The sequence below is a fragment of the Brevibacillus reuszeri genome (assembly GCF_001187725.1).
GTDB lineage: Bacteria > Bacillota > Bacilli > Brevibacillales > Brevibacillaceae > Brevibacillus > Brevibacillus reuszeri.
Window position 1 is genome coordinate 482,019 of the sequence record NZ_LGIQ01000007.1, and the last position, 23,202, is coordinate 505,220.

Genomic DNA, 23,202 nt, shown 5'->3' on the forward strand with positions numbered 1-23,202 from the left:
ATGGAAGGTCAACGACTGGGAGGACGGTACCAATTGGAATCCCGCGTCGGTGGGGGCGGTATGGCTATTGTGTACAAAGCCAGGGACTTGATTTTGAATCGTCCGGTAGCCGTCAAGGTTCTGCGTTCGCAGTTCTGCACGGATGAGGATTTTGTCAATCGGTTTCGGCGCGAAGCACAAGCAGTAGCAAGCTTGTCTCACCCTAATGTAGTGGGGGTTTACGATGTAGGCCAAGAAGGCGATACCCATTACATGGTGATGGAGTACATAGAAGGCTACACGTTAAAAGAAGTCATCATTCAGCGGGGCGCTTTGCCTGTTGAAGAAGCGGTTCGAATTGCCGAACAGATCTGCGATGCTCTCGATCATGCGCATCAGAATCAAATTATTCACAGAGATATTAAGCCACACAATATCATGATCGGTAAAAATGGACGGGTAAAAGTAACGGACTTCGGAATTGCGCGGGCAGTTACCTCTGCCACGATTACTCATACAAATGCTATGCTGGGCTCGGTTCACTATTTTTCTCCTGAGCAGGCAAGAGGCGGCATCACAGGGGAAAAGTCAGATCTTTATTCACTGGGGATCGTACTTTATGAGATGGTTACAGGAGAACTTCCATTCTCCGGTGATTCGCCGATTTCAGTAGCGCTCAAGCATTTGCAGGAGCCGCTCCCGGAGCCGCGTACGGTGAACCCGGCAATTCCGCAAAGTGTGGAAAACGTCATTTTCAAAGCGCTTGTCAAGGATCCATTCCTGAGATACTCTTCGGCACGGGAAATGCTTGAAGATTTGGAGACCTGCCTATTTCCAGAACGATTACATGAAGAAAAGCTGGTCTTCCCTGAGGATGATGAGATGACCCGTGTCGTTCCGATCATTACACCAGAAATGATGGAGGGTCATACCAATGGCAGAACTGGTGGCGGACAGCGGAAGCGTAACGAGCGCAACGAGACGGCAAATGACAGCGAGGAAGAGAGGCCAGCCAAGAAATGGTGGCTAAAAACGATTCTCTGGTTAGCGGGAATTGGTTTATTCTTTGTACTTGCGTTCTTTGGCTTCAATCTGCTGCTGAATTTTGTGCCTTCTGTTCCTGAGGTATCGGTTCCCCCTGTGGAAGGAATCGAAGTATCTCTCGCCACGAAAAAGATCGAGGAAGCCAAACTCGTACCCCAAGTCATCGAGGAGGCAAATGACACGGTCGAAAAAGGAATGGTCATTAGGCAGGACCCTGGCCCCACGATGAAGCTGAAGGAAAAGGCAGTCGTGACGATCTATGTGAGCAAAGGGCAGGAGAAAATTGACATGCCAAATCTCGTCTCGCTACCGCGCGCGACGGCAGAAGACACCTTGAAGCAGGCAGGCTTCAAGATGGAGAATATCACTTTTGCGGAAGAGACGGACGATCAGGCTGAAGTAGGACAGGTTATCAAGCAGTCCCCTGAAGCAAATGCCAAAGTATATCCGACAAAGGATAAGGTAACTGTAACCGTCAGCAAGGGAAAAGGCTTCGTCAAAATGCCTAATGTTATTGGAAAATCCGCGGAAGCTGCGCAAGTCGAGCTGTACAAGGAAGGTCTTTTGGTAGAAATCAAAGAAGAACCGTCCTATACAACGGATAAGGCGGGACAGGTGCTTTCTACTCATCCTTACGATCCGGGCATGCAGGTTCAAAGAGGGGTTACCGTTCCGTTAACGGTGAGCAACGGACAGTATCCAGCTGACGCCAAGTTCCCGAATGTACCTGTCTACGTCGAGGTTGTACCGGGCGAAGAGATTGAAGTCAAAATTGAAGTTACCGATGCGCGCGGAAGCAATATCGTGATATACCAAGAGAAAATTGCTGAGAACAAGGAATATGGAGTTCCACTGGTTCTCTCGCCGCAAAAGGATGGAAAAGTCGTGGCAACCATTAAAGGCCCGACAGACACCCAGTTCAGGGAATACCAAACGATACCGGTAGCGTATAGCAGCTTGCCATAAGCATAGTGGAGGGACATGAATGCCAGAAGGACGGATTGTGAAAGCGCTGAGTGGCTTCTACTATGTAGCCGATGAAGGGCGCATCTACAGTTGCCGTGCACGAGGGCTTTTTAAGAAAAAAGACGCCAAAGTGAATCCACTTGTTGGCGATTGGGTCGTCTATGATCCGATTAATGAAGAAGAAGGCTATATCATGGAGGTGGGCGAAAGAACCAGTGAACTGGTTCGCCCGCCCATTTCCAATGTAGATCAGGCGGTACTTGTTTTTTCAATGTACAAGCCAATGTTTAGTCCGCTTTTACTCGACAAATTTCTTGTGCATACAGAACGTGCAGGGATCGACTCTGTGATTGTGCTGTCAAAAGCAGATCAAGTATCAGAGGAAGAGATCGCAGCGATTGTCAGAAAGTACGAAGCGATCGGTTATCCAGTTATACCGACTTCGACGGTCCAAGAGAGAGGCTTTCAAGAGGTACGTGATATATTACATGACAGAATCTCTGTATTTGCAGGTCAGTCAGGTGTGGGGAAATCATCGCTCATTAACATGCTTTTCCCGGGTGTCAGCCTGCAAACGGGGGATGTCAGTCAGAAGCTGGGACGCGGAAAGCATACGACGCGACATGTGGAATTGGTACCGGTGGAAGGCGGCGGATATGTAGCGGATACGCCAGGATTCAGCTCCCTTGAGTTTATGGATTTTACAGAGCTCGACTTGGCTGATTGCTTCCGAGATTTTGCTGCCTTGAGCTCCGGTTGTAAGTTTCGTGGATGTTTGCATATAAGCGAGCCCTCCTGTGCGGTACAGGAGGCGCTGGCTGAAGGGGAACTCGATATGGTTCGCTACGAGAACTACAAGCAATTTCGTGAAGAGCTAAAAGAATATCAACGGAGGAACAAACCATGGTAAAAATCGCCCCGTCTATCCTGTCAGCAGACTTTGCCCGTTTGGGTGATGAGATTCGAGATGTAGAAAAAGGAGGCGCGGACTGGATTCACGTTGATGTCATGGACGGACATTTTGTTCCAAACATCACAATCGGACCGTTGATCGTTGATGCGATTCGCCCAGTGACCAAGCTGCCGCTAGACGTGCACCTGATGATTGAGGAACCGGATCAGTATATCCCGCAGTTCGCAAAAAGCGGTGCTGATTGGATTACCGTCCATCAGGAAGCATGTCGCCATCTGCATCGTACGCTCTACCTGATCAAAGAACAGGGAGTAAAGGCAGGCGTTGTTCTCAACCCCGCTACTCCATTGGTTACGATTGAAGATGTGCTGCCTGATCTGGACATGGTACTATTGATGACCGTCAATCCAGGTTTTGGAGGACAAAAGTTTATTCACAATGTCGTACCCAAGATCAAAGAATTGCGTCGCATGCTGGACGAGCGTGGACACAGCCACGTGGAAATTGAAATTGACGGTGGGGTAAATGCCGAAACAGCGCGTTTGTGTACAGAAGCTGGAGCCACTGTTCTCGTAGCAGGAAGTGCCGTATTCAATCAAGCGGATCGGGCGCAAGCGATTGCGGCTGTTCGAGGATAAAGATTCAATCAAGCAAAGCCATTTTGATGCTACTTCGCATCGATGGCTTTTTTTATTTGCAGATCAAGCGAGCAGGGGCCAAAAAAAGAAGCCGAGAACAATTGCGTTCCCGGCCTACCATAAATGTGGTAAAAGTGCTTCCTTACGGTTGATCAGAAGTGACGTAAGTACCTGCAATCAAATCGTGAATCGCTCGCTTGTCTTGACGAACCCCAACCATAATCGCACTGGCAATTGCTGCAAGTCCAAAAGTAATAGCGTAAATGAGTCCACCTACAAGCACACGGAGTAGCATAGCCCCAATTCCTACTGGCTCTCCATCCACTTTTACAATACGCACGCCAAGGATTTTCTTCCCGATGGTGTATCCGTACCAGAAGATCGGCAGCAATAGAGTATACAGAGTCGAGATCGTATTGGTAGACCAGTGCCCTTGATTTTCCCCTGTGATCAAGTACGCAATAATTGATAAAGGTATACCAATAATGAGGCCATCCAAGAGAGCGGCTCCAAAACGACGCCAGAAGCCAACAGGATTGCTAATCAACGGTTTTGCTATTTCCATACTTTCCATCATCTCATCTCCTTCTTTTTTCGATAGGAATATGTATATGTCTACCCAATCGAAAGTAGAGCAAAACAAGATTCCATTCGCGCAATAACGGAACCAACTTTTGCCATATTCATTATACGCATGGAAATAATCGGATTCAACCCGTAAATAACTGATTGTTTATGTAAGCGAGGGTATTCGGGACAATTTTCTTATTATAAAAATAGGTATAAATGCCTAAAAAATCTAATTGCTTGAGTGTGAGGTTTACTTGTGCCAATCATGAAACTTCTACAAAAATTCATTTCGATCTAACAAATTCTGTCACGAAAGCTTGTCTGATTAACAAAATTTTAGGCGAACAAAAATGATTCTTTATTCCTAGTTTTGGTTTCTTGATTGTCGGACCAATTAATCCTTTTCCCATTACGATTGCCTGCCCTGCTTCGAAAAAATGCAAGAGGAAACAATAAACAGGACATACTATCGAGGAGGGAAGGATGGCTTCTTATCAGGTAGGAAATATATTTGTGAATAAAATTCTGTATATTGGATATTTAAAATACGATTAAAAAACAGTTGAAAATGTCTAGTTATTGTTTAAAATAATCATTGTTGTGCATAAATATAAGTTTTTGTGCAAATTATCTCAAGCAAGCATGACAGCTTTACAGCAATTCAATTTCAATGGGGGTTCAGCATGAAAAAACATACTTTCTTTTCGATGGCACTTTCTTCACTATTGGCAGTAGCCGTGATGGCTGGCTGTGGCACAGGTAACCAATCAGGAGCAGGGCAGCAGCCAAACCAGCCTCAACCGGGACAGGAGCAAACGACTCCAGCTACTGGAGGAGGCAAAACTTTGACGATGGCAACCTCAGCTGATTTCAAGCCGTATGAATTTCACGATTTGACAAGTGGCAAAGATGAAATTGTCGGCTTTGACGTAGATATCGCCAAATATATTGGAAAAGAGCTTGGCTACGAAGTGCAAATTAATGACATGAACTTTGACGGACTCGTTCCTGCCTTGCAAACGAAACGTGCGGATTTCGTGATGGCGGGTATGAACCCGACACCTGATCGTGAGAAGAACGTTGATTTCTCCGTTGTTTATCATGAGGCGAGAAATACGATTGTCATCAAAAAAGATTCCGGAATCACCAAGCTTGATCAGTTGGCTGGCAAAAAGGTAGCCGTTCAGCTCGGCTCCACACAAGAAACCACTGCCAAGGATGCGGCTAAAACCGTACAAGGACTGCAGGTTGTTTCGCTGAACAAAATCGGTGAAATTGTAGAGGAAGTAAAGACTGGTCGTGTCGATGCGGCAATCATCGAAGACCATGTAGCAAAAGGCTTCGTGGAAAACAACGAAGGCTTGCAGCTGGCTCCGATTGAAACAGCAGAATCAACCGGTACAGCGATTGCTTTCCCGAAAGGCTCGGAGCATGTAGCGGAGTTTAACAAGGTAATTAAAAAGATGCAGGAAAATGGAGAAATGGACAAGCTGATTCAAAAATGGTTCGGTCAATAATTTCTCCTCTGTACAGCATGAGGCGTTAACAACTTTTGCAAGGAGTGGGGAAGGGCATGGATTTGGATTTTGCACAAATTGTGCCCTATATCCCTTTTATTTTTGAAGGGATAAAGGTCACGTTACTGGTTACATTGCTTTCCGTTGTATTAGGCTTTATCTGGGGTTCCATTCTTGCACTTATTAAAATATCTAAGTTCGGGCCGCTGAACTGGCTAGCTGTCGCCTATACCTCTGTATTTCGCGGCACACCACTCATTTTGCAGCTCACGTTTGTTTACTTTGCGACCCCTCAGCTGACTGGCTACAACATTTCGCAGCTGGAAGCGGCCGTCCTGACGTTTACGTTGAATTCAGCTGCGTACATTTCAGAGACGATTCGCGGAGGGATTTTGGCGGTTGACAAAGGGCAATGGGAAGCTGCCAAAGCATTGGGTATTCCTTACAGGCGTATGATGCTGGATATCATCCTGCCACAAGGAATCAAAAATATTTTGCCTGCGCTGGTGAATGAAACAATTGCTCTCTTGAAAGAATCAGCTCTCGTTTCCACCATCGGCTTGGCAGATATTTTGCAAAATGCGAACGTCGTCAAAGGGGCGATCTATCGTTACTTTGAGCCATACCTCATCGCGGGTGTCCTGTATTATGTCATGGTCATGTTCCTGACCTGGATAGCGCGTGTCGTGGAACGGAGGATGAGACGCAGTGATTAAGATAGACAATATTACAAAATCGTTTGGACAACTGGATGTGTTAAAAGGAATTACGACCGAGATTGGAAAAGGTGAGGTGGTCGCGATTATCGGGCCATCCGGCTCTGGGAAATCGACGCTTTTGCGCTGCATGAATTTGTTGGAGGTTCCGACAAGCGGCAGGATTGCGATCAACGGAGCAGAGCTCACCGATCCAAAAGCAGATGTGATGAAAATCCGTCAACAAATCGGGATGGTTTTTCAGCATTTTCATCTCTTTCCCCATATGACGGTCTTGAATAATTTGACTTACGCGCCGATCAAGGTCAAAGGCATGGCGAAGGCGGAAGCCGAAAAAAAGGCAAAAGAGCTATTGGCACGTGTAGGACTGTCTGACAAGGCAGATGTCTATCCATCTCGCTTGTCCGGTGGTCAAAAGCAGCGTGTCGCGATCGCCCGCTCTTTAGTCATGGAGCCGGAAATCATGCTGTTCGATGAGCCGACCTCTGCGCTTGACCCGGAAATGGTAAAGGAAGTGCTGGAGGTCATGAAGGGATTGGCGCATACAGGAATGACCATGGCGATTGTGACGCATGAAATGAGGTTTGCGGAGGAAGTATCCGATCGGATTTTGTTTTTGGATGACGGACGCCTACAAGAGGATACCCCACCTGAACAGTTTTTTCAAAATCCGAAAAGCGAGCGGGCCAAACAGTTTTTGGAAAAGGTTCGCTAAGAAGAAGTCGCGGAGTGCTTTTGCCGCGGCTTTTCTCTTTGACTTCGTTATATACTTGGGCTAGAATCACCTTTGATAGATGATTGCTCTCTTTCGATTATTCATGATGTTTGATAAGGAGTGAGTTTTTTGGATCGACAACGATTACTGACTTTGCTGGAGATGGCGATGATGGCCGCTCTTGCTGTTGTATTTAGCCAGATCAAGGTTTTTGAAATGCCTCAGGGAGGCTCTGTTTCCCTGGTGATGGTTCCGATTGCCCTCATTGCTGTACGTCGCGGTGTCGTCGCAGGTATCGTCACAGGGACGATCGTAGGCCTCCTGCAGCTGATGCTCGGCAGTACGATCGTAAGCCCTGTTCAGCTGATTTTGGATTATCCGCTTGCTTATGCGGTTCTAGGCCTCTCGGGACTGATTAGCCTCTCTGGTTATGAAGGAAAGAAGCAGCGTCTGGTAGCGTTATGGAGTAGCTTGTTCATGGGTGTAATCGCCCGCTTTGCTTGTCATTTTATTTCCGGAATCGTCTGGTTTGGTCAATACACTCCAGAAGGCACTCCGGTAGCCTGGTACTCATTCGTTTACAATATTACGTACTTGCTGCCAGAAATGATCATTTCTGGTGTAGTCTTGACGGTCGTATTGGGCAGCGCATCTTCCTTGCTGTTTCCTTCGCGTAATCGACTGGCGTAATTGGACTTGCATAAACTTAATCCGTTTCACATATTGTATTCAGGCAACGAGTGAGTTGCCTGATTTTTTATTTTGTACAACGTCTACATTTTCGCGAGGCAGGATACATGTTTATCCGACAGCAGAATATGATGTAATATGCACGTTTGGGAGAACACCTGAAGGAGGTGCGGTATAAAATGGGATTGCGCTCCTATCGCCTGCGACAGGGGGGCGCCTTGCGACGTGTTATCGGGGCTCTGTTGGCTGTCGGGGGAATCACCATTTTGTTGTACATGGCACCTCCGTGGGTTTGGTATAGCCTGTTAGCACTGGCACTCATAGGAGCGGGCTTGTTGTTTTTAAAGTGAAAAGCGCGACGTTTTTCATTAGAGTGGATGTGACTTGCTTGTGGTCAACAAAACGGTCATGACTGTTTTGTATCGTGGGAAGTAATTTCGGTGAGGAGGGGTAGCATGCGGTTTTACACCATCAAGTTGCCGAAGTTCCTGGGTGGCATGATTCGCGGCATCATCGAGGCCTTCAACAAGAAAAAATGATGGCGCGAACCTCGGCCTCCTGAAGGAGTAGGTGAACAAAAGCAGGAAATGCAAAAAAGCACCTCGAGGGTGCTTTTTTTCGCATCGTAGCAAGAACTACACGCGAGTTACGAGACCGGATTTCAGTGCTCGAGTACTTACATAAACGCGCTTCGGTTTTCCATTTACAAGAATGCGCACTTTTTGTACGTTAACACCCCAGGTGCGGCGAGTTGCGCGCATGGAGTGGGAGCGAGCGTTTCCAGCTTTAGCAGATTTACCTGTTACAAAGCAACGACGTGCCATTACGATCCACCTCCCTTGTTACATCTAAACGGGATTTCCTTGTGGGAAATACAAATACTTGACTATAGTAGCACACCATTGCTGTCAATTGCAATACTTGACAAGGGGATAAGCCCTGATTTCTTCTTCCGTTACGTGACTCGACAAAACGCTTCATTTCTCATATCTGTTAGTGTAGAATTGAGGGAAGCATGGTTACGCTTTCCAAAGCGGTCAAGCTGTCTCGTAGCATATCGACAAATTTGCTGTAACGATGACGAAAGTGGAGCCGTAGTTACAGGAGTGGAACAAAGGAGGAGACCTTGCATGACAGTTGAAATGAATACACCTCTCGGAAAAATTGACGTAACAGAAGACGTAATCGCACGGATTGCAGGAGGCGCGGCCATGGAAGTCTTTGGCCTGGTAGGTATGGCTTCCCGTAAAGCGTTGAAGGATGGCATTGCCGAGCTGCTCGGACGCGATAACCTGAGTAAAGGTGTTGTTGTACACAACACGAATGGTGAAGTTGTTTTGGACATGCATATCATCGTCAGCTATGGCGTGAAAATTTCCGAGGTTGCAGGCAACGTACAGCGCCGTGTGCGCTACACTTTGGAGCAAACCGTAGGGGTAGATGTAACTGCCGTTAATATTTTCGTGCAGGGAGTACGCACAGACATAGATACATAAGGAGGAACATCAGTTGGTACATACGCGTCTAGATGGCGAGCTGTTTAGCCGAATGGTTTACCTTGGGGCTAGCCTTTTGTCTGAAAACGTCAAGGTAGTAGATGGATTAAATGTGTTTCCGGTGCCGGACGGTGATACGGGAACGAATATGAATCTGACTCTGTCATCAGGTGTGGAGGAGCTTGCTCGCAAGGAATCTCCACGTATTACAGAGGCATCTGCTACGCTGGCAAAAGGTTTGCTGATGGGAGCGCGTGGTAACTCCGGTGTAATCTTGTCTCAGTTGTTCCGTGGCTTCAGCAAATCAGTAAATGGAAAAGACGTCATAACGACTCGTCAGTTTGCTGACGCATTAAAGGCCGGAGTAGATTCTGCCTATCAGGCAGTGATGAAACCGGTAGAAGGCACAATTTTGACTGTGGCTCGTGAGGCGGCTGAAATGGCGATTCGTGCCGCACGCACGTCAGATGACATCGCCGTTGTCATGGAAAAAACATACGAGCAGGCGCAGACGACCCTTTTGCGTACACCCGAAATGTTGCCCGTTTTAAAAGAGGTAGGCGTGGTTGATTCCGGTGGACAAGGTCTGCTGTTCATTTATGAAGGCTTTTTACGTGCTTTGCGCGGAGAAGTGCCAGGCGACATCGAAAAGCAAGCGAAGCCGGCGATTGGTGAAGAAGAGCTGGATAAGCTGGTTGCCGAGCAGCACCACGCGCAAATTCACATGAAAACCGAAGATATCACATATGGCTATTGTACAGAATTCATGGTTCACATTGCGCACAGCACGGAACCAAACAAAAAGCCATTTTCCGAAGCCTTGTTCCGGGGGCATTTGGACACCATGGGCGATTCCTTGCTCGTTGTTTCAGACGACGAGATCGTCAAGGTACATATTCATGCAGAGCATCCAGGGAATGTACTGCAGTACGCCCAGCAGTTTGGAAGCCTGCACCGACTTAAGATCGAAAATATGCGGGAACAGCATGCGAATATCTTGAAGGCTGAAGAGAGCAAAGCACATCCAATAGCAGAAGCAGTCGTATCGCCAAAAGGCGACGCTCTTTCGTATGGATTGATTGCAGTAGCGGCTGGAGAGGGGATCGCCAAGATTTTGCGGAGCATGGGTGTGCATGTGGTAGTCGAGGGCGGCCAAACGATGAACCCCAGCACGGAGGACTTCGTGAAAGCAATCGAGGGCGTGCATGCTGAGAAAATCATCATTCTGCCCAATAATAGCAATATCATTATGGCTGCACAGCAGGCTGCTGATTTGACAGAGATACCTGTTGCGGTGATCCCGAGCAAAAGTATCCCGCAGGGGCTGGCGGCGCTGATTGCTTTCCATGCCGACGCCGAGCTTGACGCGAATAAACAGACAATGGAAAAGGCGATTGCCCAGGTGAAAACGGGAATGGTAACGCACGCTGTTCGCGATACGCGGATGGGCGACGTGGAGATTACCGAAGGCGATTATATTGGCATCGCCGAAAAAGAAATCGTGACAGCTGGACCCGATTTAATGGAATCCGCAACAGCACTTCTCAAGGAGCTCGTAGATGATGAAACGGAGATTGTAACGATCTTCCTCGGAGAAGGAGCGACAGAAGAGCAGGCAGAAGCTCTGCAAACGGCAGTAAATGATGCCTATCCGGATGTTGAAGTAGAAATCCTGGAAGGCGGCCAACCGCTGTATCCATTCATTTTTTCTGTCGAGTAATTGTGAGAGGAGCCTTGTGAATGCCAATTGTGATTCTTACCGACAGCGCGTCTGATATTGATGCGGCTGAGAGGCAATCATTAGGAATTGTCGCCGTTCCACTGAAGGTCATGTTTGGTTCGGAAACCTATCAGGACGGAGTGACCATCTCTTCAACCGCTTTTTTTGAAAAGCTGAAGCAGTCCTCGGTGTTGCCGACGACCTCGCAGCCGTCTCCGTTGGAATTTGCAGAAAGCTACAAAGCCATTCACCAAGAATATGGCGACGACGTGCAGATTATCGCGATTCTTTTGTCCGGTTCACTCTCTGGTACGTATCAATCTGCGATGATTGCGAAGTCGATGCTCGAAGAAAGCATCGACATTACCGTGATCGATTCCCGAAAAGCATCATATGTACACGGGATGATTTGTGTAGATGCGGCAAAAGCCGCGCGGGCAGGCAAGAACAAAGAACAGATTTTGGACATGATCGACCGATATCTGGACGAGGTGCAGGTATATTTCATTGTGGATACATTGGAGTTTCTGCAAAAAGGCGGGCGGATTGGACGTGCGTCCGCTGTCATTGGCTCGTTGCTCAACATCAAACCCATTTTGATGCTAGACCCGGCTGGGTATGTTAGTGCTTTTGACAAGGTACGCGGAACCAAAAAGGCGTTGAATAAGGTATTCGAGACCTTGCAAGAGTACGCCAAAGATCAGCCAGTCAAAATTGCAGTCCTGCACAGCTGTGTTCCTGAGCAGGCTGCCGAGATTCAGGAACGCTTGAAGCAGGAGTTTCAAGTGACAGATACCCATTTGGAAGAGATCGGACCAGTAATTGGCACGCATACCGGACCAGGACTTTTGGGCATTGTGATGGTAAAAGATTTTTAAGGACGAAAGCTTCCCCGAGTATAGGGGAAGCTTTTTATTTTTTCTTTCCTGTAACGTTTTTCCAGCAAGGGAAGTCTTACATGTATGAAGAAAGGGATGATAGAAATGAAGACACGCACAAAATGGATCACGGGTGCAGCGATTGGAGCGATGCTTCTCGCAGGCTCTGCATTTGCCGAAAGTAAATGGAATTTATTTATTAATGATCAGGAGTATGCTTCCGATTATTTGGGAATCAAACAGGAAAACGGAAGTGTGCTTGTTCCGGTAGACAAGCTTGCAGAAGCCTTTCACGGCAAAGCGAGCATTGACCTGACCAAACATGAGGTGCGTGTGACACTACCTGAAGCGACGATGCAATCCCATCAGGTAACCCGCCTGGAGGACGCTTTGCTGGCGACTACGCCAAAAGAAGCGCTCGATACATGGGTCAAAGGCATCCAGACGCGTAACGGCGCACTGCAATACGCGGTGTTCTCTCCAGAGCTGCGGTCAAAGACGCAAAAAGAGTTTTCCGAGAACTACTGGGTGACTGGCGGCTCCAGCCCACATATGGCGGAAATCGAAAAGCTGGAGACCAAGCAAATCAACGAGACTACTACCCAATACACCTTCGATTACAATCTGGTCGCTTCAAACTGGCATGGCATGGGCAAAGCGGTTGTCACCGTCCAGAAAATGAAAACCGATCGTGCCGAGGGATGGTTTGTTACGCGTGTGCAGTTGAAGGACCCGGGCGACACAGGACTTACAATCGGTGTGGAACAGCTGTAAATACTCCTTCTCGTCAGCTCCCTTTTTGGAAAAGGGGGCTTTTTTGCTGGTTGCTGCTTCCGAAAGGAAATACTGATTCTAAGGCCTCCTGATCCAGCCATAATCCCGCCGTGCTGGTTTGTTCCTATCTATGGAAAGGCGCTTCAACCGCGGTTTTCTTTTAAGAGAATCGGCGGAAAAACAGCTTGCGTAGTTTCCCATGTAGCGTATTCACTGTCCGTAGGATACAATGAGAGTGAATCTTGTTGAACCCCTTGTGATTCAGGAGGAGAACCGGTTGAAATATAAAAGCGTTTTTGATATTATCGGCCCAATTATGGTTGGTCCATCCAGTTCCCATACGGCGGGTGCGGCTCGGATTGGCCGGGTAGCACGTAAGCTTTTTGGAAGGCAACCAAAACGCGCTGAGATAACGTTCTATGGCTCGTTTGCCAAGACGTACCAAGGGCATGGCTCCGATGTTGCGACAGTTGCCGGGATTCTTGACTTTGACACGTTTGATTTGCGCTTGAAGAACTCGCTTTTGCTTGCTGAGAAAGCGGGACTTGAAGTCGTATTGACGACGTCAGACGTTCTAACCGAGCATCCCAATACAGCACGAATCATGCTCTCCGATGATCAGCACCAGATCGAGATTGTTGGTGTCTCCATTGGTGGAGGAAAAATCGAGGTATTGGAAGTAAATGGTTTTGATTTGCAGCTAGGCTTTGATACGCCTACTTTGCTCGTTTTGCATGAGGATCGCTTCGGAATGATTGCGGCAGTGGCAAAAGTGCTGACCCAGTATCGCATTAACGTAGGACTCATGGAAGTGTCCAGACATGACCGTGGTGCACGAGCTTTGATGGCGATTGAAACAGACGGGGAAGTCTCGTCCGAGGTGCTTGAGGAAATTCGACAGATCCCTCATATTTTTGATGTAACCTTGCTTTCACTAAATTAGGCCCAGGCCCTTATGAGGCAAGTGAGAAGAGGAGTGACACAAACGAGATGTTTCGCAATGTGGCTGAGCTGGTCGAATTGGCAGAATCACAGGGGAAGAAAATCTCCCAGGTGATGATTGAAGCGGAAATGGAAGTATCCCAGCGTTCGCGGGATGCCATTATGAAGGATATGTATGCCAATCTGGATGTGATGGAAAAAGCAGTGCGTCGCGGATTGACCGAGGATATTCGTTCCCATAGCGGACTTACGGGCGGCGATGCGAAAAAGCTGCAAGAATATATGAAGACAAAGCCTTTTTTGTCAGGACCTACACTATTAAATGCCGTTTCCATGTCTGTTGCAGTCAATGAAGTAAATGCAGCGATGGGGACGATTGTGGCTACGCCGACGGCAGGTGCTTGTGGAATTGTACCCGGTACGTTGTTTGCTGTATCCGACAAGCTGCAGCCAAGCCGTGAGGAAATGGTCAATTACTTGTTTACAGCAGGTGCGATTGGGTATTGTATCGCCAACAATGCCTTTATTTCCGGGGCAGCAGGCGGTTGTCAGGCAGAGGTAGGCTCTGCGACAGCGATGGCAGCGGCTGCGATTGTGGAAATGGCTGGCGGCACACCGGAAGAATCTGCACAGGCAGTAGCGATTGCAATGAAAAACATGCTCGGTCTGGTGTGTGACCCCGTAGCTGGACTGGTAGAAGTGCCTTGTGTCAAGCGCAATGCGATGGGAGCGGCGATTGCTACTGTTGCAGCGGACATGGCTCTGGCAGGAATCAAGAGCGTCATCCCGACAGATGAAGTCATCGAAGCGATGTATCGGATCGGCTGTGCGATGCCGAATACGCTGAAAGAAACAGCACAGGGTGGATTGGCAGCAACCCAGACAGGCCGTATGATCGAAGCCAAAGTGTTCGGCGTACGGATGGAGAAGTAATGACCGAGGCGTATTTAGCGCCCGTTTCCCTTTTGCACGGGGTAGGGGAAGAGCGGGCGAAGGCTTTTGCTGGACTCGGTATTCATAGCATCGGTGATTTGCTGGAGTATTTCCCATCGCGCTATGAAGACTACCGCGTGCGTGATTTGACAGAAGTAAAAGACGGAGAGAGGGTCACGCTGGCGGGAACGGTGTACGGCGAACCCTCTGTTCGTTTTTATGGAAAAGGAAAATCGCGCATCTCTGTCAAGGTGGTTATGGACCGGGTAGTAGTAACAGCTGTCTGGTTTAACCAGACGTTTATCAAAAGTAGATTGTCACCAGGCAAGGAAATTCTCATCACAGGAAAATGGGACAAGCACAAGCTGCAGATCACGGTGAGTGAGATGACGGAAGCAGATTCAGAGCGTGCGACCAAGCGCGGTGAGCTTGCCCCGATTTATCCGTTGGGGGGAGACGTGACCCATACCTTGCTGCGCAAGTCGATTCAACAGGCTTTGCGGCAGTATGGAAAGGACGTACCTGAAATCCTGCCTGAGGACATTGTAGAGCGCTATCGCCTCATGCCACGAGTGGACGCTTTCCATTCGATTCATTTTCCGATAAATGCGGAGGATGGGCGACAGGCGCGGCGTCGTATCATGTTTGAGGAGCTTTTTTTATTCCAGCTAAAAATGCAAACACTGCGCCGCATTAATCGGCAGCAAACGGAAGGGATGGCACTGGCGATTCCGATGGACGAGGTACGTCAGTTTGTAAGCTCGCTTCCCTTTCCGCTGACAGATGCGCAAAAGCGAGTCGTGAAGGAAATTTTGGACGACATGCGCTCGCCTTATGCGATGAACCGATTGCTGCAAGGAGATGTAGGTTCAGGGAAAACCGTAGTGGCGGCGATCGCATTGATTGCAGCTGTAAAAGCTGGTTTTCAGGGAGCGCTCATGGTGCCGACCGAAATTTTGGCGGAGCAGCATGTGCAGTCCCTGACCGCTATGCTATCTGACTATGGGATACAAGTAGCCCTTTTGTCTGGATCGTTGACAGCCAAGCGTAGGCGGGAGGTCATTGCTTCCTTGCAGATGGGCCTGATCGATGTCGTCGTTGGAACGCACGCATTGATTCAAGAGGATGTGTTTTTCTCACGTCTCGGACTGGTCATTACGGATGAGCAGCATCGCTTTGGAGTGGAGCAGCGCCGCATTTTACGCAGCAAAGGCTTGTCACCTGATGTTTTGTTCATGACAGCAACGCCAATCCCGCGTACACTTGCGATCACTGCTTTTGGCGATATGGATGTATCGACGATTGACCAGATGCCGGCCGGTCGCAAGCCGATCGAGACGACGTGGAAAAAGCATGATCAATTCCCAGCCGTTCTTGAGCAGATGCGTGACGAGCTGCGCAAAGGACGGCAAGCATACGTCATCTGTCCTTTGATTGAGGAATCGGAAAAGCTCGATGTGCAAAATGCAATTGATGTACATGCGCAATTGTCTCATGTATTCCCTGAGTTCGGTGTGGGACTTATGCATGGACGATTGCCTGCCAAGGAAAAGGATGCTGTGATGCAGGCGTTTCTCTCGGCGGAGCATGCGGTTCTGGTATCCACTACGGTAGTAGAGGTTGGGGTAAACGTACCGAATGCGACGTATATGGTGATTTATGACGCAGAACGCTTTGGTCTTGCTCAGCTCCACCAGCTGCGCGGTCGTGTAGGGCGTGGCTCCGAGCAATCGTACTGCGTACTGATTGCCGATCCGAAATCCGAGATCGGAAAAGAACGGATGCGTGTCATGTGCGAGACAACAGACGGCTTCGAGCTCTCGCAGCGCGATTTGGAGCTGCGTGGTCCCGGGGATTTCTTCGGAACCAAGCAAAGTGGTGTGCCTGAATTCAAGGTGGCGGATCTTCTGAGCGACTACAAAGCACTGGAGGTGGCCAGACAGGAGACGGCACGTCTGGTAGCGGACGATACCTTTTGGCGAAAGGAAGAGTATCATTGGCTGCGTGATTATTTAAAGCGTGAGGGTGTCCTGGACGGGATTGTGTTTGACTAACGATTGGGGCAAATCCAAAAGCAAAGATCTTTCTAGTTTGTATGAGACTAGAAAGGTCTTTTTTTGTTCAATCCTTCACCGAAATTGTACGGGGAAGGGGTGTAACGCTGGATATGGAATGGACGTCTATCAAATAGGAAAATACTGTAACCGGAAAAGGGGAGCTAAATCGTGTCTTTATTTATTCGTCAAGGCATGAGCATTTTACTTGGTTTCACTCTGCTTGCGGTAGCAGGCTGCGGCTCTAAACCAACGAAGTCACAAGGGGAAACGCCTGCCATTTCTCAGCAAGCATCTGGCTCGTCTGATCAATTATCGGCATCTGGCGGAGCTTCCGCAAAGCCTACTGACTGGGGGCCAGCTGAGATTGCCTACGACTATGCTGCGATGCAAGACGATGTGCTTATTCAATTAAAGGAAGAGCCCCGGCTTCATTCGCCCCTGAGGACTGTCGTTGGCGTTAACCCACAAACGTATACTTTCTTTTTCCGAGAGGTAATGGATCGGGGGAGTGTTGAGTCGGCAATCCGTAAACATGCCAAAGAGGAAAGCACTCGTGAGGATGAGGGTTTTATCAATCCTGACCTATCTTTTCATTGGCTTCATGATCGCCAGCTGCAATTGCTGGTTACCCTACCCGAAAAATCTGGCGAAGAACCAGTTTGGCAAGAATACGTGTTAAATGCTGGAGGTGCGAGGACAGCCAAGGGGAGTCTGATCGGTGACAATTTTTCGTTCCAGGCACTGGTACTGCCTCCGCAGCAAATTTGGAGAATAGCAGCAGATGGAAAAATAACTGAAAAGCTGACTGATTTTTCGGTCATGACCAATTTGGAGCTTTTAGATCCAGAGCAGCGCTATGCTATGCTGACGCGGTTTACAAACTATTGTGAGTGCGATGCTCTCTACGACAAGCTCTATTCGATCTATGATAGTAAGACACAAACAGTAACTTCTTATCCCATCGAGCTGTCAAGCATGTATCGTGGTGCGGGGGACTTTATGGCTGATCGGCGAGGTTTTTTTTATGCACAACCAAACAACGGGACCGATGTACCGAAAAGCGAGTTTGCCTCCAGAATTTTGGTTGATGGGTATGTCCATGGGGTGAGCTTTAGCCGTGATCGCAAGCATCTATTGATGGCGGTGGGGGAAGCAGAGCAAAAGAAAGACCTCGATTTGGTCGTACTTGATCTGACAGTGGGAACGGAGAAACACTATCCAGGGGTCATCAAGGGATGGGTGCCGACGAGCGAATGGGACGGAGCGGTGGTCCCGGTCAGCTTTGCAGATGATGGGCGTTTTGTTACGTTTGCCATGCGAAAAGAGGAAAAGAGCTTTGAGGAGGCTCGCCAACGCTTTGATTGGAAAACGGGCAAGGTGACGAGTTGGAATCCACCCGTGCCCGCTGATTTTTGGTCTGGTTTTATTCAAACAGATGATGGTGCCTACCAATATTACTGGAATGCTGGTTTGTACCAAGGCGGGGTCCAGCTTCTCCAGCAGGCGGGCACAGGGATATGGATCCCCGGCACACATCGCTTTGTGTTTGCGGAATCCGCGCAAGAAAGCGATGGTATGGAGCTGTTCGTGTTTGACGCCGATCGGAAGCAAAAAACACTGCTGAAAGCGGGCTTGTCTTACGGATTTACGCTTCTCGGTGCAAGCAGCGACGGGAAGTGGCTGTACGTAGCAACCAATCAGTCGCGTATTCCTTAGCCTGTGCAGGATGCTCCGACCGTTGCCCTCTTCTTTTTGCTTATTGCTAGCATTTGCAAATCATCAGCATGTTCCCATCAAAATCACGGATGTTAAACCAATGTCCGTTTTGAATCGGACCTACGAGCTCTACTCCGCACTCCTCCAGAAATTGATAGGACGCATCGATATCCTCTGTGTTGAAATGAAACAACGGGGCATCATCAGGAGTATGCTGCGGAAAGATTTTACTGTCTAAGATGAGGGTTGGCCCATTTTGCAGCGGAATGCAGTACAAATGTCCAAATAAAATTTCATTGTCAGCAGCAATTCCTAATAGGCGGCAGTACCAATCACGGGCTTGCTCGATATCACGAACGGGCACGAAAATCGCCCCGATTTGAGGGAGCAGGGGAGAAGCTGTCATTGAAATACCTCATTTCGTCTGTAAGGGTTGGAAGACCTGCATAACCGTGCATGAAATGTCGGATGGCGTTTTATTTTTTCTGCTAGTCTATTGGTGAAGGGAGGTCGTATCCGTGAATTTGCTTGAATATATGAACGGAGCTATGAACTATGTGGAAGAAAATCTGACCAACGAGATTGATTTCAAAGAAGTAGCCAGAATCGCTTGCTGCTCTGAGTATCATTTTAAGCGGATGTTTTCTTTTCTCTCAGGGATTCCCCTCTCTGAGTACATTCGGCGCAGACGGATGACATTGGCAGCATTTGATCTGAAGAACAGCAAGATGAGAGTCATTGATGTGGCGATCAAATACGGGTATCACTCACCAGATTCTTTTGCTAGAGCTTTTCAACAATTGCATGGCGTAACGCCGACAGAAGCCAGAAATGATGGGCATTCGCTAAAAGCCTATCCACGAATGACCTTTCAGCTAACCATTAAAGGGGGAGAAGAAATGAATTACCGTCTGGAAGAAAAAGAAGCGTTTCGTATTGTCGGGATCAAAAAGCGAGTACCTCTGATTTATCACGGTGTGAATCCTGAGATTGCATCGATGTGGGCAAGTCTGGATCAGGAAACGATTCTCAGTTGGAAGTGTCTTTCCAATGTTGAGCCTGCTGGTCTAATTAGTGCATCTACGAACTTTTCCGAAGGCAGACAGGACAATGGAGAGCTCGATCATTATATCGGAGTGGCGACCACGAGGGACTGTCCGGATATTCTTACACAGCTCGTCGTACCGGCTTCGAGCTGGGCAGTATTTGAAGTTGTTGGACCTTTTCCTGATACCCTGCAAGATGTATGGGGACGTATTTACTCAGAATGGTTTCCCTCCTCACACTACGAACAAGCCGAAGGTCCGGAAATCTTGTGGAACGAATCGAAAGACATCACCTCACCGACGTTTAAAAGTGAAATATGGATACCAGTCGTGAAGAGAAATGACTCGCATCACGTTTAATGTTTCGCTCATTGCGGTGCGAACACCTGCATCCGTATGCAGTAGAAGTGGAAAACATTACCGGATTTTTTTCTGAAGATACAGGTATAAACACGAACGTTTGTTTGCTATAATAAGAACAGAAATAATATAGGAACACAAGTTCTTGTTCAGGGGATGGTTATATGCCCAATGCGAACAAACGGATTGTTTTTCTGATCGACATGCAGAGCTTTTATGCAAGTGTTGAAAAAGGAGCGAATCCCGCATTGCGAAATCAGCCGATTGTTGTGGCAGGTGATCCAGAAAGGCGCAGTGGTGTGATTCTGGCAGCCTGTCCGATTGCCAAATCCTTCGGAGTCGTGACAGCGGAGGCTTTATGGCAGGCCCAGCAAAAGTGTCGTCATCTCGTTGTTGTACGTCCTCGCATGGAAGTGTACATTCGCACCTCTATGCAGATTACGCGAATTTTTGAGTCGTTTACAGACAAGGTGGAGCCATACTCGATTGATGAGCAGTTTCTCGATGTGACGGGCAGTGTTCATCTGTTTGGCGATCCTATGCAAATGGCTGCACAGATTCGGCGCCGTGTTTTGCTGGAGACAGGGATCAACTGTCGGGTAGGTATTTCAGAAAATAAAGTATTGGCGAAAATGGCTTGTGACAACTTCGCCAAGAAGCAAGAATCGGGGATTTTTTGGCTCAAGCGGGAGGAGCTGATTGACACGCTTTGGCAGCTGCCGATTGAGAAGCTGTTTGGGGTAGGGTCGCGAATGAAGCGCCATTTCCATCGAATGGGGATTTATCAGATCAAGCAGCTCGCTGCTCTGCAACCATCCGTGCTGATTCGTCACTGGGGAGTAAACGGCGAGGTGCTGTGGCGCACGGCTCATGGGATGGATGATTCGCCTGTTTCCATGAATGTTTATGATACACAAAAAGGCATCGGTCATCACATGACGCTTCCACGCGATTATCATACGGCTGCAGAGATCAAGGTAGTGCTGCTGGAGCTGTGTGAGGAGGTATGCCGCAGGGCGCGTAGCAAGGAGCGGATGGGCGCCGTGCTTTCTGTTGGCTGTCGGGGAGCTGATTTGGCAGCCGGGACTGGTTTTGGCAGGCAGATGAAGCTGACCGAGCACACCAATGATGTTATGACACTGTACGAGGCTGCTTGCCATCTGTTTGATCGGCATTGGGAGAAGACTCCTGTCCGCAGTATTGGTGTCAATTTGGGAGAGCTGATTCCCGATAACGTCGTACAGTTGAATTTGTTTACGGATAATCAAAAAAGTCGCTCATTGGCTCATGCCATGGATGATATTCGTGCGCGCTATGGAGCAGACGCTATTCTACGCGCTACTTCCTTGCTCCATGCGGGTCAGGCAAAAGAGCGTGCCCGTAAGATCGGGGGGCATTACAAGTGATCGAGCCGATTGCGTCGGAAGAAGAGGGAGAGCAAGAACTGGTACGCCTGTACATTTTGTTCGGACTTTTGTTTCGCGTGGCCATGGTAGATTTGGGGCGGGCTCGTATCGTGCAGCTGAAGCTTTCTTATGACGAGGTATTCGATTGGCTATTTCAGGACCTTTCTCGCTGGGCAGAGCGTCAGCATCACCAGCTGCGTCGGCGTCTGCGGCAATCCGGCTGTGCCGTTGTCAGCACACAGCGTCAGGGGCATCTGTACGTGGTTCATTATCGGCAGCGTGGCTATTTGAGAGAAGCGATGTATTCGATTGAAGTATTGAGAGCAGAGTGCCAGCAGCTTGTCAGCTTATGGATGAAGCATTATCAGCGGGACGACCGGACCAGTTTATGAGCTGATTTTCGGCTACGCTGGTTAAGGGATACAAAGAGGAAAAAGGAGACTTTCTCGCGGGAGAGTCTCCTTTTTTCTTGTGAAGAGGACTTGAGGCATTGCACAAATGGACACGCTGACAAAAATGGATGGGAAATTTAAAAAGGGATTGGATCATACTGACTGCGATATTCTCCCTTATAATCAGCTTGCCAACCGAAAATGGGAGTTGGCACATCGGCTGAAAAAGAAAACAACATGGATAGTAGGTGGGGAGAGTTGTCGAATCAAGAAAATACGCCATTGTTTCATGGTCTCAGAAAACATGCGCAAAAAAATCCAATTCAATTCCATATCCCCGGTCATAAAAAAGGAAAAGGAATGGATCCAGAATTTCGAGGGTTTGTTGGAAAAAATGCCCTTTCGATCGATTTGATCAATATTGAACCTCTCGATGATTTGCATCAGCCAAAAGGAATCATCAAACAAGCACAGGACTTGGCAGCAAAAGCCTTTGGCGCAGATCATACCCTGTTTTCTGTACAAGGAACCAGCACGGCGATTATGACCATGATTATGTCTGTATGCAATCCGGGAGACAAAATTATTCTCCCGCGAAATGTCCACAAATCCATTATGAGCGGAGTCGTGCTATCCGGGGCAACCCCCATTTTTTTGCATCCGGCAATCGATCCGGTACTCGGGATTTCGCACGGGATTACGCCAAAAGCGGTAGAACATGCCCTAGCCAACCATCCAGATGCAAAAGCTGTTTTGGTGATCAACCCAACCTATTTTGGCATTGCAGGTGACCTGAAAAAAATCGTTTCGCTTGCTCACGCAAAGGGAGTACCTGTTCTTGTTGATGAGGCGCATGGCTCCCATGTGCACTTTCATCCCAAGATGCCGCTATCGGCTATGCAAGCAGGTGCTGATATGGCAGCAAGCAGCATGCATAAGCTGGGCGGTTCCATGACGCAGAGCTCCGTATTGAATGTGCGCGGAGACCTCATTTCGATCAAGCGTGTACAAGCCGTTGCCAATATGCTGACGACTACCTCCACATCTTATTTGCTGCTGGCTTCTTTGGATGTGGCCAGAAAACGATTAGTCACAGTAGGCAAAGAGCTGCTGGACAGGGCGATCCGGCTAGCTGAAAAAACGAGGGCGCAAGTCAATAAAATTGACCATCTCTACTGTGTTGGTCGTGAAATCCTTGGCACAAATGGAGCATTCGCACTTGATCCTACCAAGCTTGTCATATCAGTAAAAGAGCTTGGCATAACTGGATACGAGGTAGAAAAATGGCTGCGCGAGCGCTACAACATCGAAGTGGAATTATCGGACCTGTACAACATTTTGTGCATCATTACTCCAAGTGACACAAAGGATGATTTGCAAATCCTCATTTATGCCCTGGAAGAATTGTCAGCACAGTACAAGGAGCAAAGGGGATTGCGGGAAATGGCAGCGATGCAGCTGCCAGAAATGCCGATCCTGGCAGTGACGCCGCGCGATGCTTTTTACGCCACAACAGAGACAGTGCCTATTGAACAAGCGGTAGGCCGGATTATTGCAGAATTTGTGATGGTCTATCCACCTGGTATCCCTATATTCATCCCAGGTGAAATCATTTCAGAAGAAAACATACGCTATGCTTTGCGAAATAAAGAAGCGGGACTGCCTGTACAAGGCTCTGAAGATGCAGAGCTGAAGACACTTCGCGTGATTAAAGAGGACTCGCTATAACTACCT

General features: G+C 48.3%; 24 protein-coding genes. 21 read left to right on the plus strand and 3 right to left on the minus strand.

Annotation, left to right across the window (positions count from 1 at the left end; all coding sequences use genetic code 11):
- From pknB to rpe, 3 genes are read left to right on the plus strand one after another with little or no spacing between them, the layout of a single operon-like run.
- Nucleotides 1-1,989 carry a Stk1 family PASTA domain-containing Ser/Thr kinase gene (pknB, locus tag ADS79_RS12020; RefSeq protein ID WP_049738637.1) on the plus strand — a complete coding sequence of 663 codons (1,989 nt, stop codon included), beginning with the start codon at nt 1-3 and terminating at the stop codon, nt 1,987-1,989.
- Nucleotides 1,990-2,008: 19 nt separating this feature from the next.
- Complete coding sequence (gene rsgA / locus ADS79_RS12025; RefSeq protein WP_049738638.1) at nt 2,009-2,899, plus strand: ribosome small subunit-dependent GTPase A; 891 nt, start codon at nt 2,009-2,011, stop codon at nt 2,897-2,899.
- Nucleotides 2,893-3,540, plus strand: coding sequence for a ribulose-phosphate 3-epimerase (rpe, locus tag ADS79_RS12030; RefSeq protein WP_049738639.1), 648 nt, complete (start codon nt 2,893-2,895; stop codon nt 3,538-3,540). The genes rsgA and rpe overlap by 7 nt, the downstream gene beginning before the upstream one ends.
- Nucleotides 3,541-3,682: 142 nt before the next feature.
- On the opposite strand, the gene ADS79_RS12035 is transcribed toward rpe, so the two are convergent.
- On the minus strand, nt 3,683-4,105 hold the full coding sequence (locus ADS79_RS12035; protein WP_049739070.1) for an RDD family protein: 423 nt from the start codon (nt 4,103-4,105) through the stop codon (nt 3,683-3,685).
- Nucleotides 4,106-4,793: 688 nt separating this feature from the next.
- On the opposite strand from ADS79_RS12035, the gene ADS79_RS12040 reads away from it, so the two are divergent.
- From ADS79_RS12040 to spoVM, 6 genes are all read left to right on the plus strand, one after another.
- Nucleotides 4,794-5,627 (plus strand): transporter substrate-binding domain-containing protein, encoded by an 834-nt coding sequence (locus ADS79_RS12040; RefSeq protein ID WP_049738640.1) that lies wholly within the window; start codon nt 4,794-4,796, stop codon nt 5,625-5,627.
- Between the two features lie 56 nt (nt 5,628-5,683).
- Entirely contained in the window at nt 5,684-6,343 is a 660-nt protein-coding gene (locus tag ADS79_RS12045; protein ID WP_049738641.1) for an amino acid ABC transporter permease, read from the plus strand.
- Nucleotides 6,336-7,058 carry an amino acid ABC transporter ATP-binding protein gene (locus tag ADS79_RS12050; protein ID WP_049738642.1) on the plus strand — a complete coding sequence of 241 codons (723 nt, stop codon included), beginning with the start codon at nt 6,336-6,338 and terminating at the stop codon, nt 7,056-7,058. Before ADS79_RS12045 ends, ADS79_RS12050 begins: the two co-directional genes overlap by 8 nt.
- A gap of 129 nt (nt 7,059-7,187) precedes the next feature.
- The gene (gene thiT / locus ADS79_RS12055; protein ID WP_049738643.1) at nt 7,188-7,748 is read left to right on the plus strand and encodes an energy-coupled thiamine transporter ThiT; all 561 of its coding nucleotides are present in this window, start codon (nt 7,188-7,190) and stop codon (nt 7,746-7,748) included.
- Nucleotides 7,749-7,927: 179 nt separating this feature from the next.
- The gene (locus ADS79_RS35650; RefSeq protein ID WP_162839528.1) at nt 7,928-8,098 is read left to right on the plus strand and encodes a hypothetical protein; all 171 of its coding nucleotides are present in this window, start codon (nt 7,928-7,930) and stop codon (nt 8,096-8,098) included.
- A 105-nt stretch (nt 8,099-8,203) separates the two neighbouring features.
- Entirely contained in the window at nt 8,204-8,287 is an 84-nt protein-coding gene (gene spoVM / locus ADS79_RS12060) for a stage V sporulation protein SpoVM (protein WP_005831022.1), read from the plus strand.
- Between the two features lie 96 nt (nt 8,288-8,383).
- On the opposite strand, the gene rpmB is transcribed toward spoVM, so the two are convergent.
- Nucleotides 8,384-8,572 (minus strand): 50S ribosomal protein L28, encoded by a 189-nt coding sequence (gene rpmB / locus ADS79_RS12065; protein ID WP_005831020.1) that lies wholly within the window; start codon nt 8,570-8,572, stop codon nt 8,384-8,386.
- A gap of 306 nt (nt 8,573-8,878) precedes the next feature.
- On the opposite strand from rpmB, the gene ADS79_RS12070 reads away from it, so the two are divergent.
- The 8 genes from ADS79_RS12070 (at nt 8,879) to ADS79_RS12105 (ending at nt 18,264) form a co-directional block, all read left to right on the plus strand.
- Entirely contained in the window at nt 8,879-9,244 is a 366-nt protein-coding gene (locus tag ADS79_RS12070) for an Asp23/Gls24 family envelope stress response protein (protein ID WP_049738644.1), read from the plus strand.
- A 13-nt stretch (nt 9,245-9,257) separates the two neighbouring features.
- Nucleotides 9,258-10,964, plus strand: a complete 1,707-nt coding sequence (locus tag ADS79_RS12075; RefSeq protein ID WP_049738645.1) for a DAK2 domain-containing protein — start codon at nt 9,258-9,260, stop codon at nt 10,962-10,964.
- Between the two features lie 20 nt (nt 10,965-10,984).
- Nucleotides 10,985-11,842, plus strand: a complete 858-nt coding sequence (locus ADS79_RS12080) for a DegV family protein (protein ID WP_049738646.1) — start codon at nt 10,985-10,987, stop codon at nt 11,840-11,842.
- A gap of 105 nt (nt 11,843-11,947) precedes the next feature.
- Nucleotides 11,948-12,616, plus strand: coding sequence for a hypothetical protein (locus ADS79_RS12085; protein ID WP_141261015.1), 669 nt, complete (start codon nt 11,948-11,950; stop codon nt 12,614-12,616).
- 277 nt (nt 12,617-12,893) lie between these two features.
- Complete coding sequence (gene sdaAB / locus ADS79_RS12090; RefSeq protein WP_049738648.1) at nt 12,894-13,559, plus strand: L-serine ammonia-lyase, iron-sulfur-dependent subunit beta; 666 nt, start codon at nt 12,894-12,896, stop codon at nt 13,557-13,559.
- Nucleotides 13,560-13,606: 47 nt separating this feature from the next.
- Nucleotides 13,607-14,491 (plus strand): L-serine ammonia-lyase, iron-sulfur-dependent, subunit alpha, encoded by an 885-nt coding sequence (sdaAA, locus tag ADS79_RS12095; RefSeq protein WP_049738649.1) that lies wholly within the window; start codon nt 13,607-13,609, stop codon nt 14,489-14,491.
- Nucleotides 14,491-16,545 carry an ATP-dependent DNA helicase RecG gene (gene recG, locus ADS79_RS12100; protein ID WP_049738650.1) on the plus strand — a complete coding sequence of 685 codons (2,055 nt, stop codon included), beginning with the start codon at nt 14,491-14,493 and terminating at the stop codon, nt 16,543-16,545. The genes sdaAA and recG overlap by 1 nt, the downstream gene beginning before the upstream one ends.
- A 171-nt stretch (nt 16,546-16,716) precedes the next feature.
- Entirely contained in the window at nt 16,717-18,264 is a 1,548-nt protein-coding gene (locus ADS79_RS12105) for a hypothetical protein (RefSeq protein ID WP_236699957.1), read from the plus strand.
- Between the two features lie 46 nt (nt 18,265-18,310).
- Here the strand turns inward: ADS79_RS12105 and ADS79_RS12110 are convergent, their stop codons facing one another.
- Entirely contained in the window at nt 18,311-18,670 is a 360-nt protein-coding gene (locus tag ADS79_RS12110) for a VOC family protein (RefSeq protein WP_049738651.1), read from the minus strand.
- A 112-nt stretch (nt 18,671-18,782) separates the two neighbouring features.
- Between ADS79_RS12110 and ADS79_RS12115 the strand changes: the two genes are divergently transcribed.
- From ADS79_RS12115 to ADS79_RS12130, 4 genes are all read left to right on the plus strand, one after another.
- Nucleotides 18,783-19,670, plus strand: a complete 888-nt coding sequence (locus ADS79_RS12115) for an AraC family transcriptional regulator (RefSeq protein ID WP_049738652.1) — start codon at nt 18,783-18,785, stop codon at nt 19,668-19,670.
- A 164-nt stretch (nt 19,671-19,834) separates the two neighbouring features.
- Nucleotides 19,835-21,076, plus strand: coding sequence for a DNA polymerase IV (locus tag ADS79_RS12120; RefSeq protein WP_049738653.1), 1,242 nt, complete (start codon nt 19,835-19,837; stop codon nt 21,074-21,076).
- The gene (locus ADS79_RS12125; protein ID WP_049738654.1) at nt 21,073-21,468 is read left to right on the plus strand and encodes a YhjD family protein; all 396 of its coding nucleotides are present in this window, start codon (nt 21,073-21,075) and stop codon (nt 21,466-21,468) included. The genes ADS79_RS12120 and ADS79_RS12125 overlap by 4 nt, the downstream gene beginning before the upstream one ends.
- 258 nt (nt 21,469-21,726) lie before the next feature.
- Nucleotides 21,727-23,196 (plus strand): aminotransferase class I/II-fold pyridoxal phosphate-dependent enzyme, encoded by a 1,470-nt coding sequence (locus ADS79_RS12130; protein ID WP_236699958.1) that lies wholly within the window; start codon nt 21,727-21,729, stop codon nt 23,194-23,196.
- Nucleotides 23,197-23,202 lie beyond the last annotated feature (6 nt).

Bases quoted from the DNA above. Each gene is read 5' to 3' on its own strand.
- pknB (WP_049738637.1), top strand. From the start codon at position 1: ATGGAAGGTCAACGACTGGGAGGACGGTACCAATTGGAATCCCGCGTC.
- rsgA (WP_049738638.1), top strand. From the start codon at position 2,009: ATGCCAGAAGGACGGATTGTGAAAGCGCTGAGTGGCTTCTACTATGTA.
- rpe (WP_049738639.1), top strand. From the start codon at position 2,893: ATGGTAAAAATCGCCCCGTCTATCCTGTCAGCAGACTTTGCCCGTTTG.
- ADS79_RS12035 (WP_049739070.1), bottom strand. From the start codon at position 4,105: ATGGAAATAGCAAAACCGTTGATTAGCAATCCTGTTGGCTTCTGGCGT.
- ADS79_RS12040 (WP_049738640.1), top strand. From the start codon at position 4,794: ATGAAAAAACATACTTTCTTTTCGATGGCACTTTCTTCACTATTGGCA.
- ADS79_RS12045 (WP_049738641.1), top strand. From the start codon at position 5,684: ATGGATTTGGATTTTGCACAAATTGTGCCCTATATCCCTTTTATTTTT.
- ADS79_RS35650 (WP_162839528.1), top strand. From the start codon at position 7,928: ATGGGATTGCGCTCCTATCGCCTGCGACAGGGGGGCGCCTTGCGACGT.
- spoVM (WP_005831022.1), top strand. From the start codon at position 8,204: ATGCGGTTTTACACCATCAAGTTGCCGAAGTTCCTGGGTGGCATGATT.
- rpmB (WP_005831020.1), bottom strand. From the start codon at position 8,572: ATGGCACGTCGTTGCTTTGTAACAGGTAAATCTGCTAAAGCTGGAAAC.
- ADS79_RS12070 (WP_049738644.1), top strand. From the start codon at position 8,879: ATGACAGTTGAAATGAATACACCTCTCGGAAAAATTGACGTAACAGAA.
- ADS79_RS12080 (WP_049738646.1), top strand. From the start codon at position 10,985: ATGCCAATTGTGATTCTTACCGACAGCGCGTCTGATATTGATGCGGCT.
- ADS79_RS12085 (WP_141261015.1), top strand. From the start codon at position 11,948: ATGAAGACACGCACAAAATGGATCACGGGTGCAGCGATTGGAGCGATG.
- sdaAA (WP_049738649.1), top strand. From the start codon at position 13,607: ATGTTTCGCAATGTGGCTGAGCTGGTCGAATTGGCAGAATCACAGGGG.
- recG (WP_049738650.1), top strand. From the start codon at position 14,491: ATGACCGAGGCGTATTTAGCGCCCGTTTCCCTTTTGCACGGGGTAGGG.
- ADS79_RS12110 (WP_049738651.1), bottom strand. From the start codon at position 18,670: ATGACAGCTTCTCCCCTGCTCCCTCAAATCGGGGCGATTTTCGTGCCC.
- ADS79_RS12120 (WP_049738653.1), top strand. From the start codon at position 19,835: ATGCCCAATGCGAACAAACGGATTGTTTTTCTGATCGACATGCAGAGC.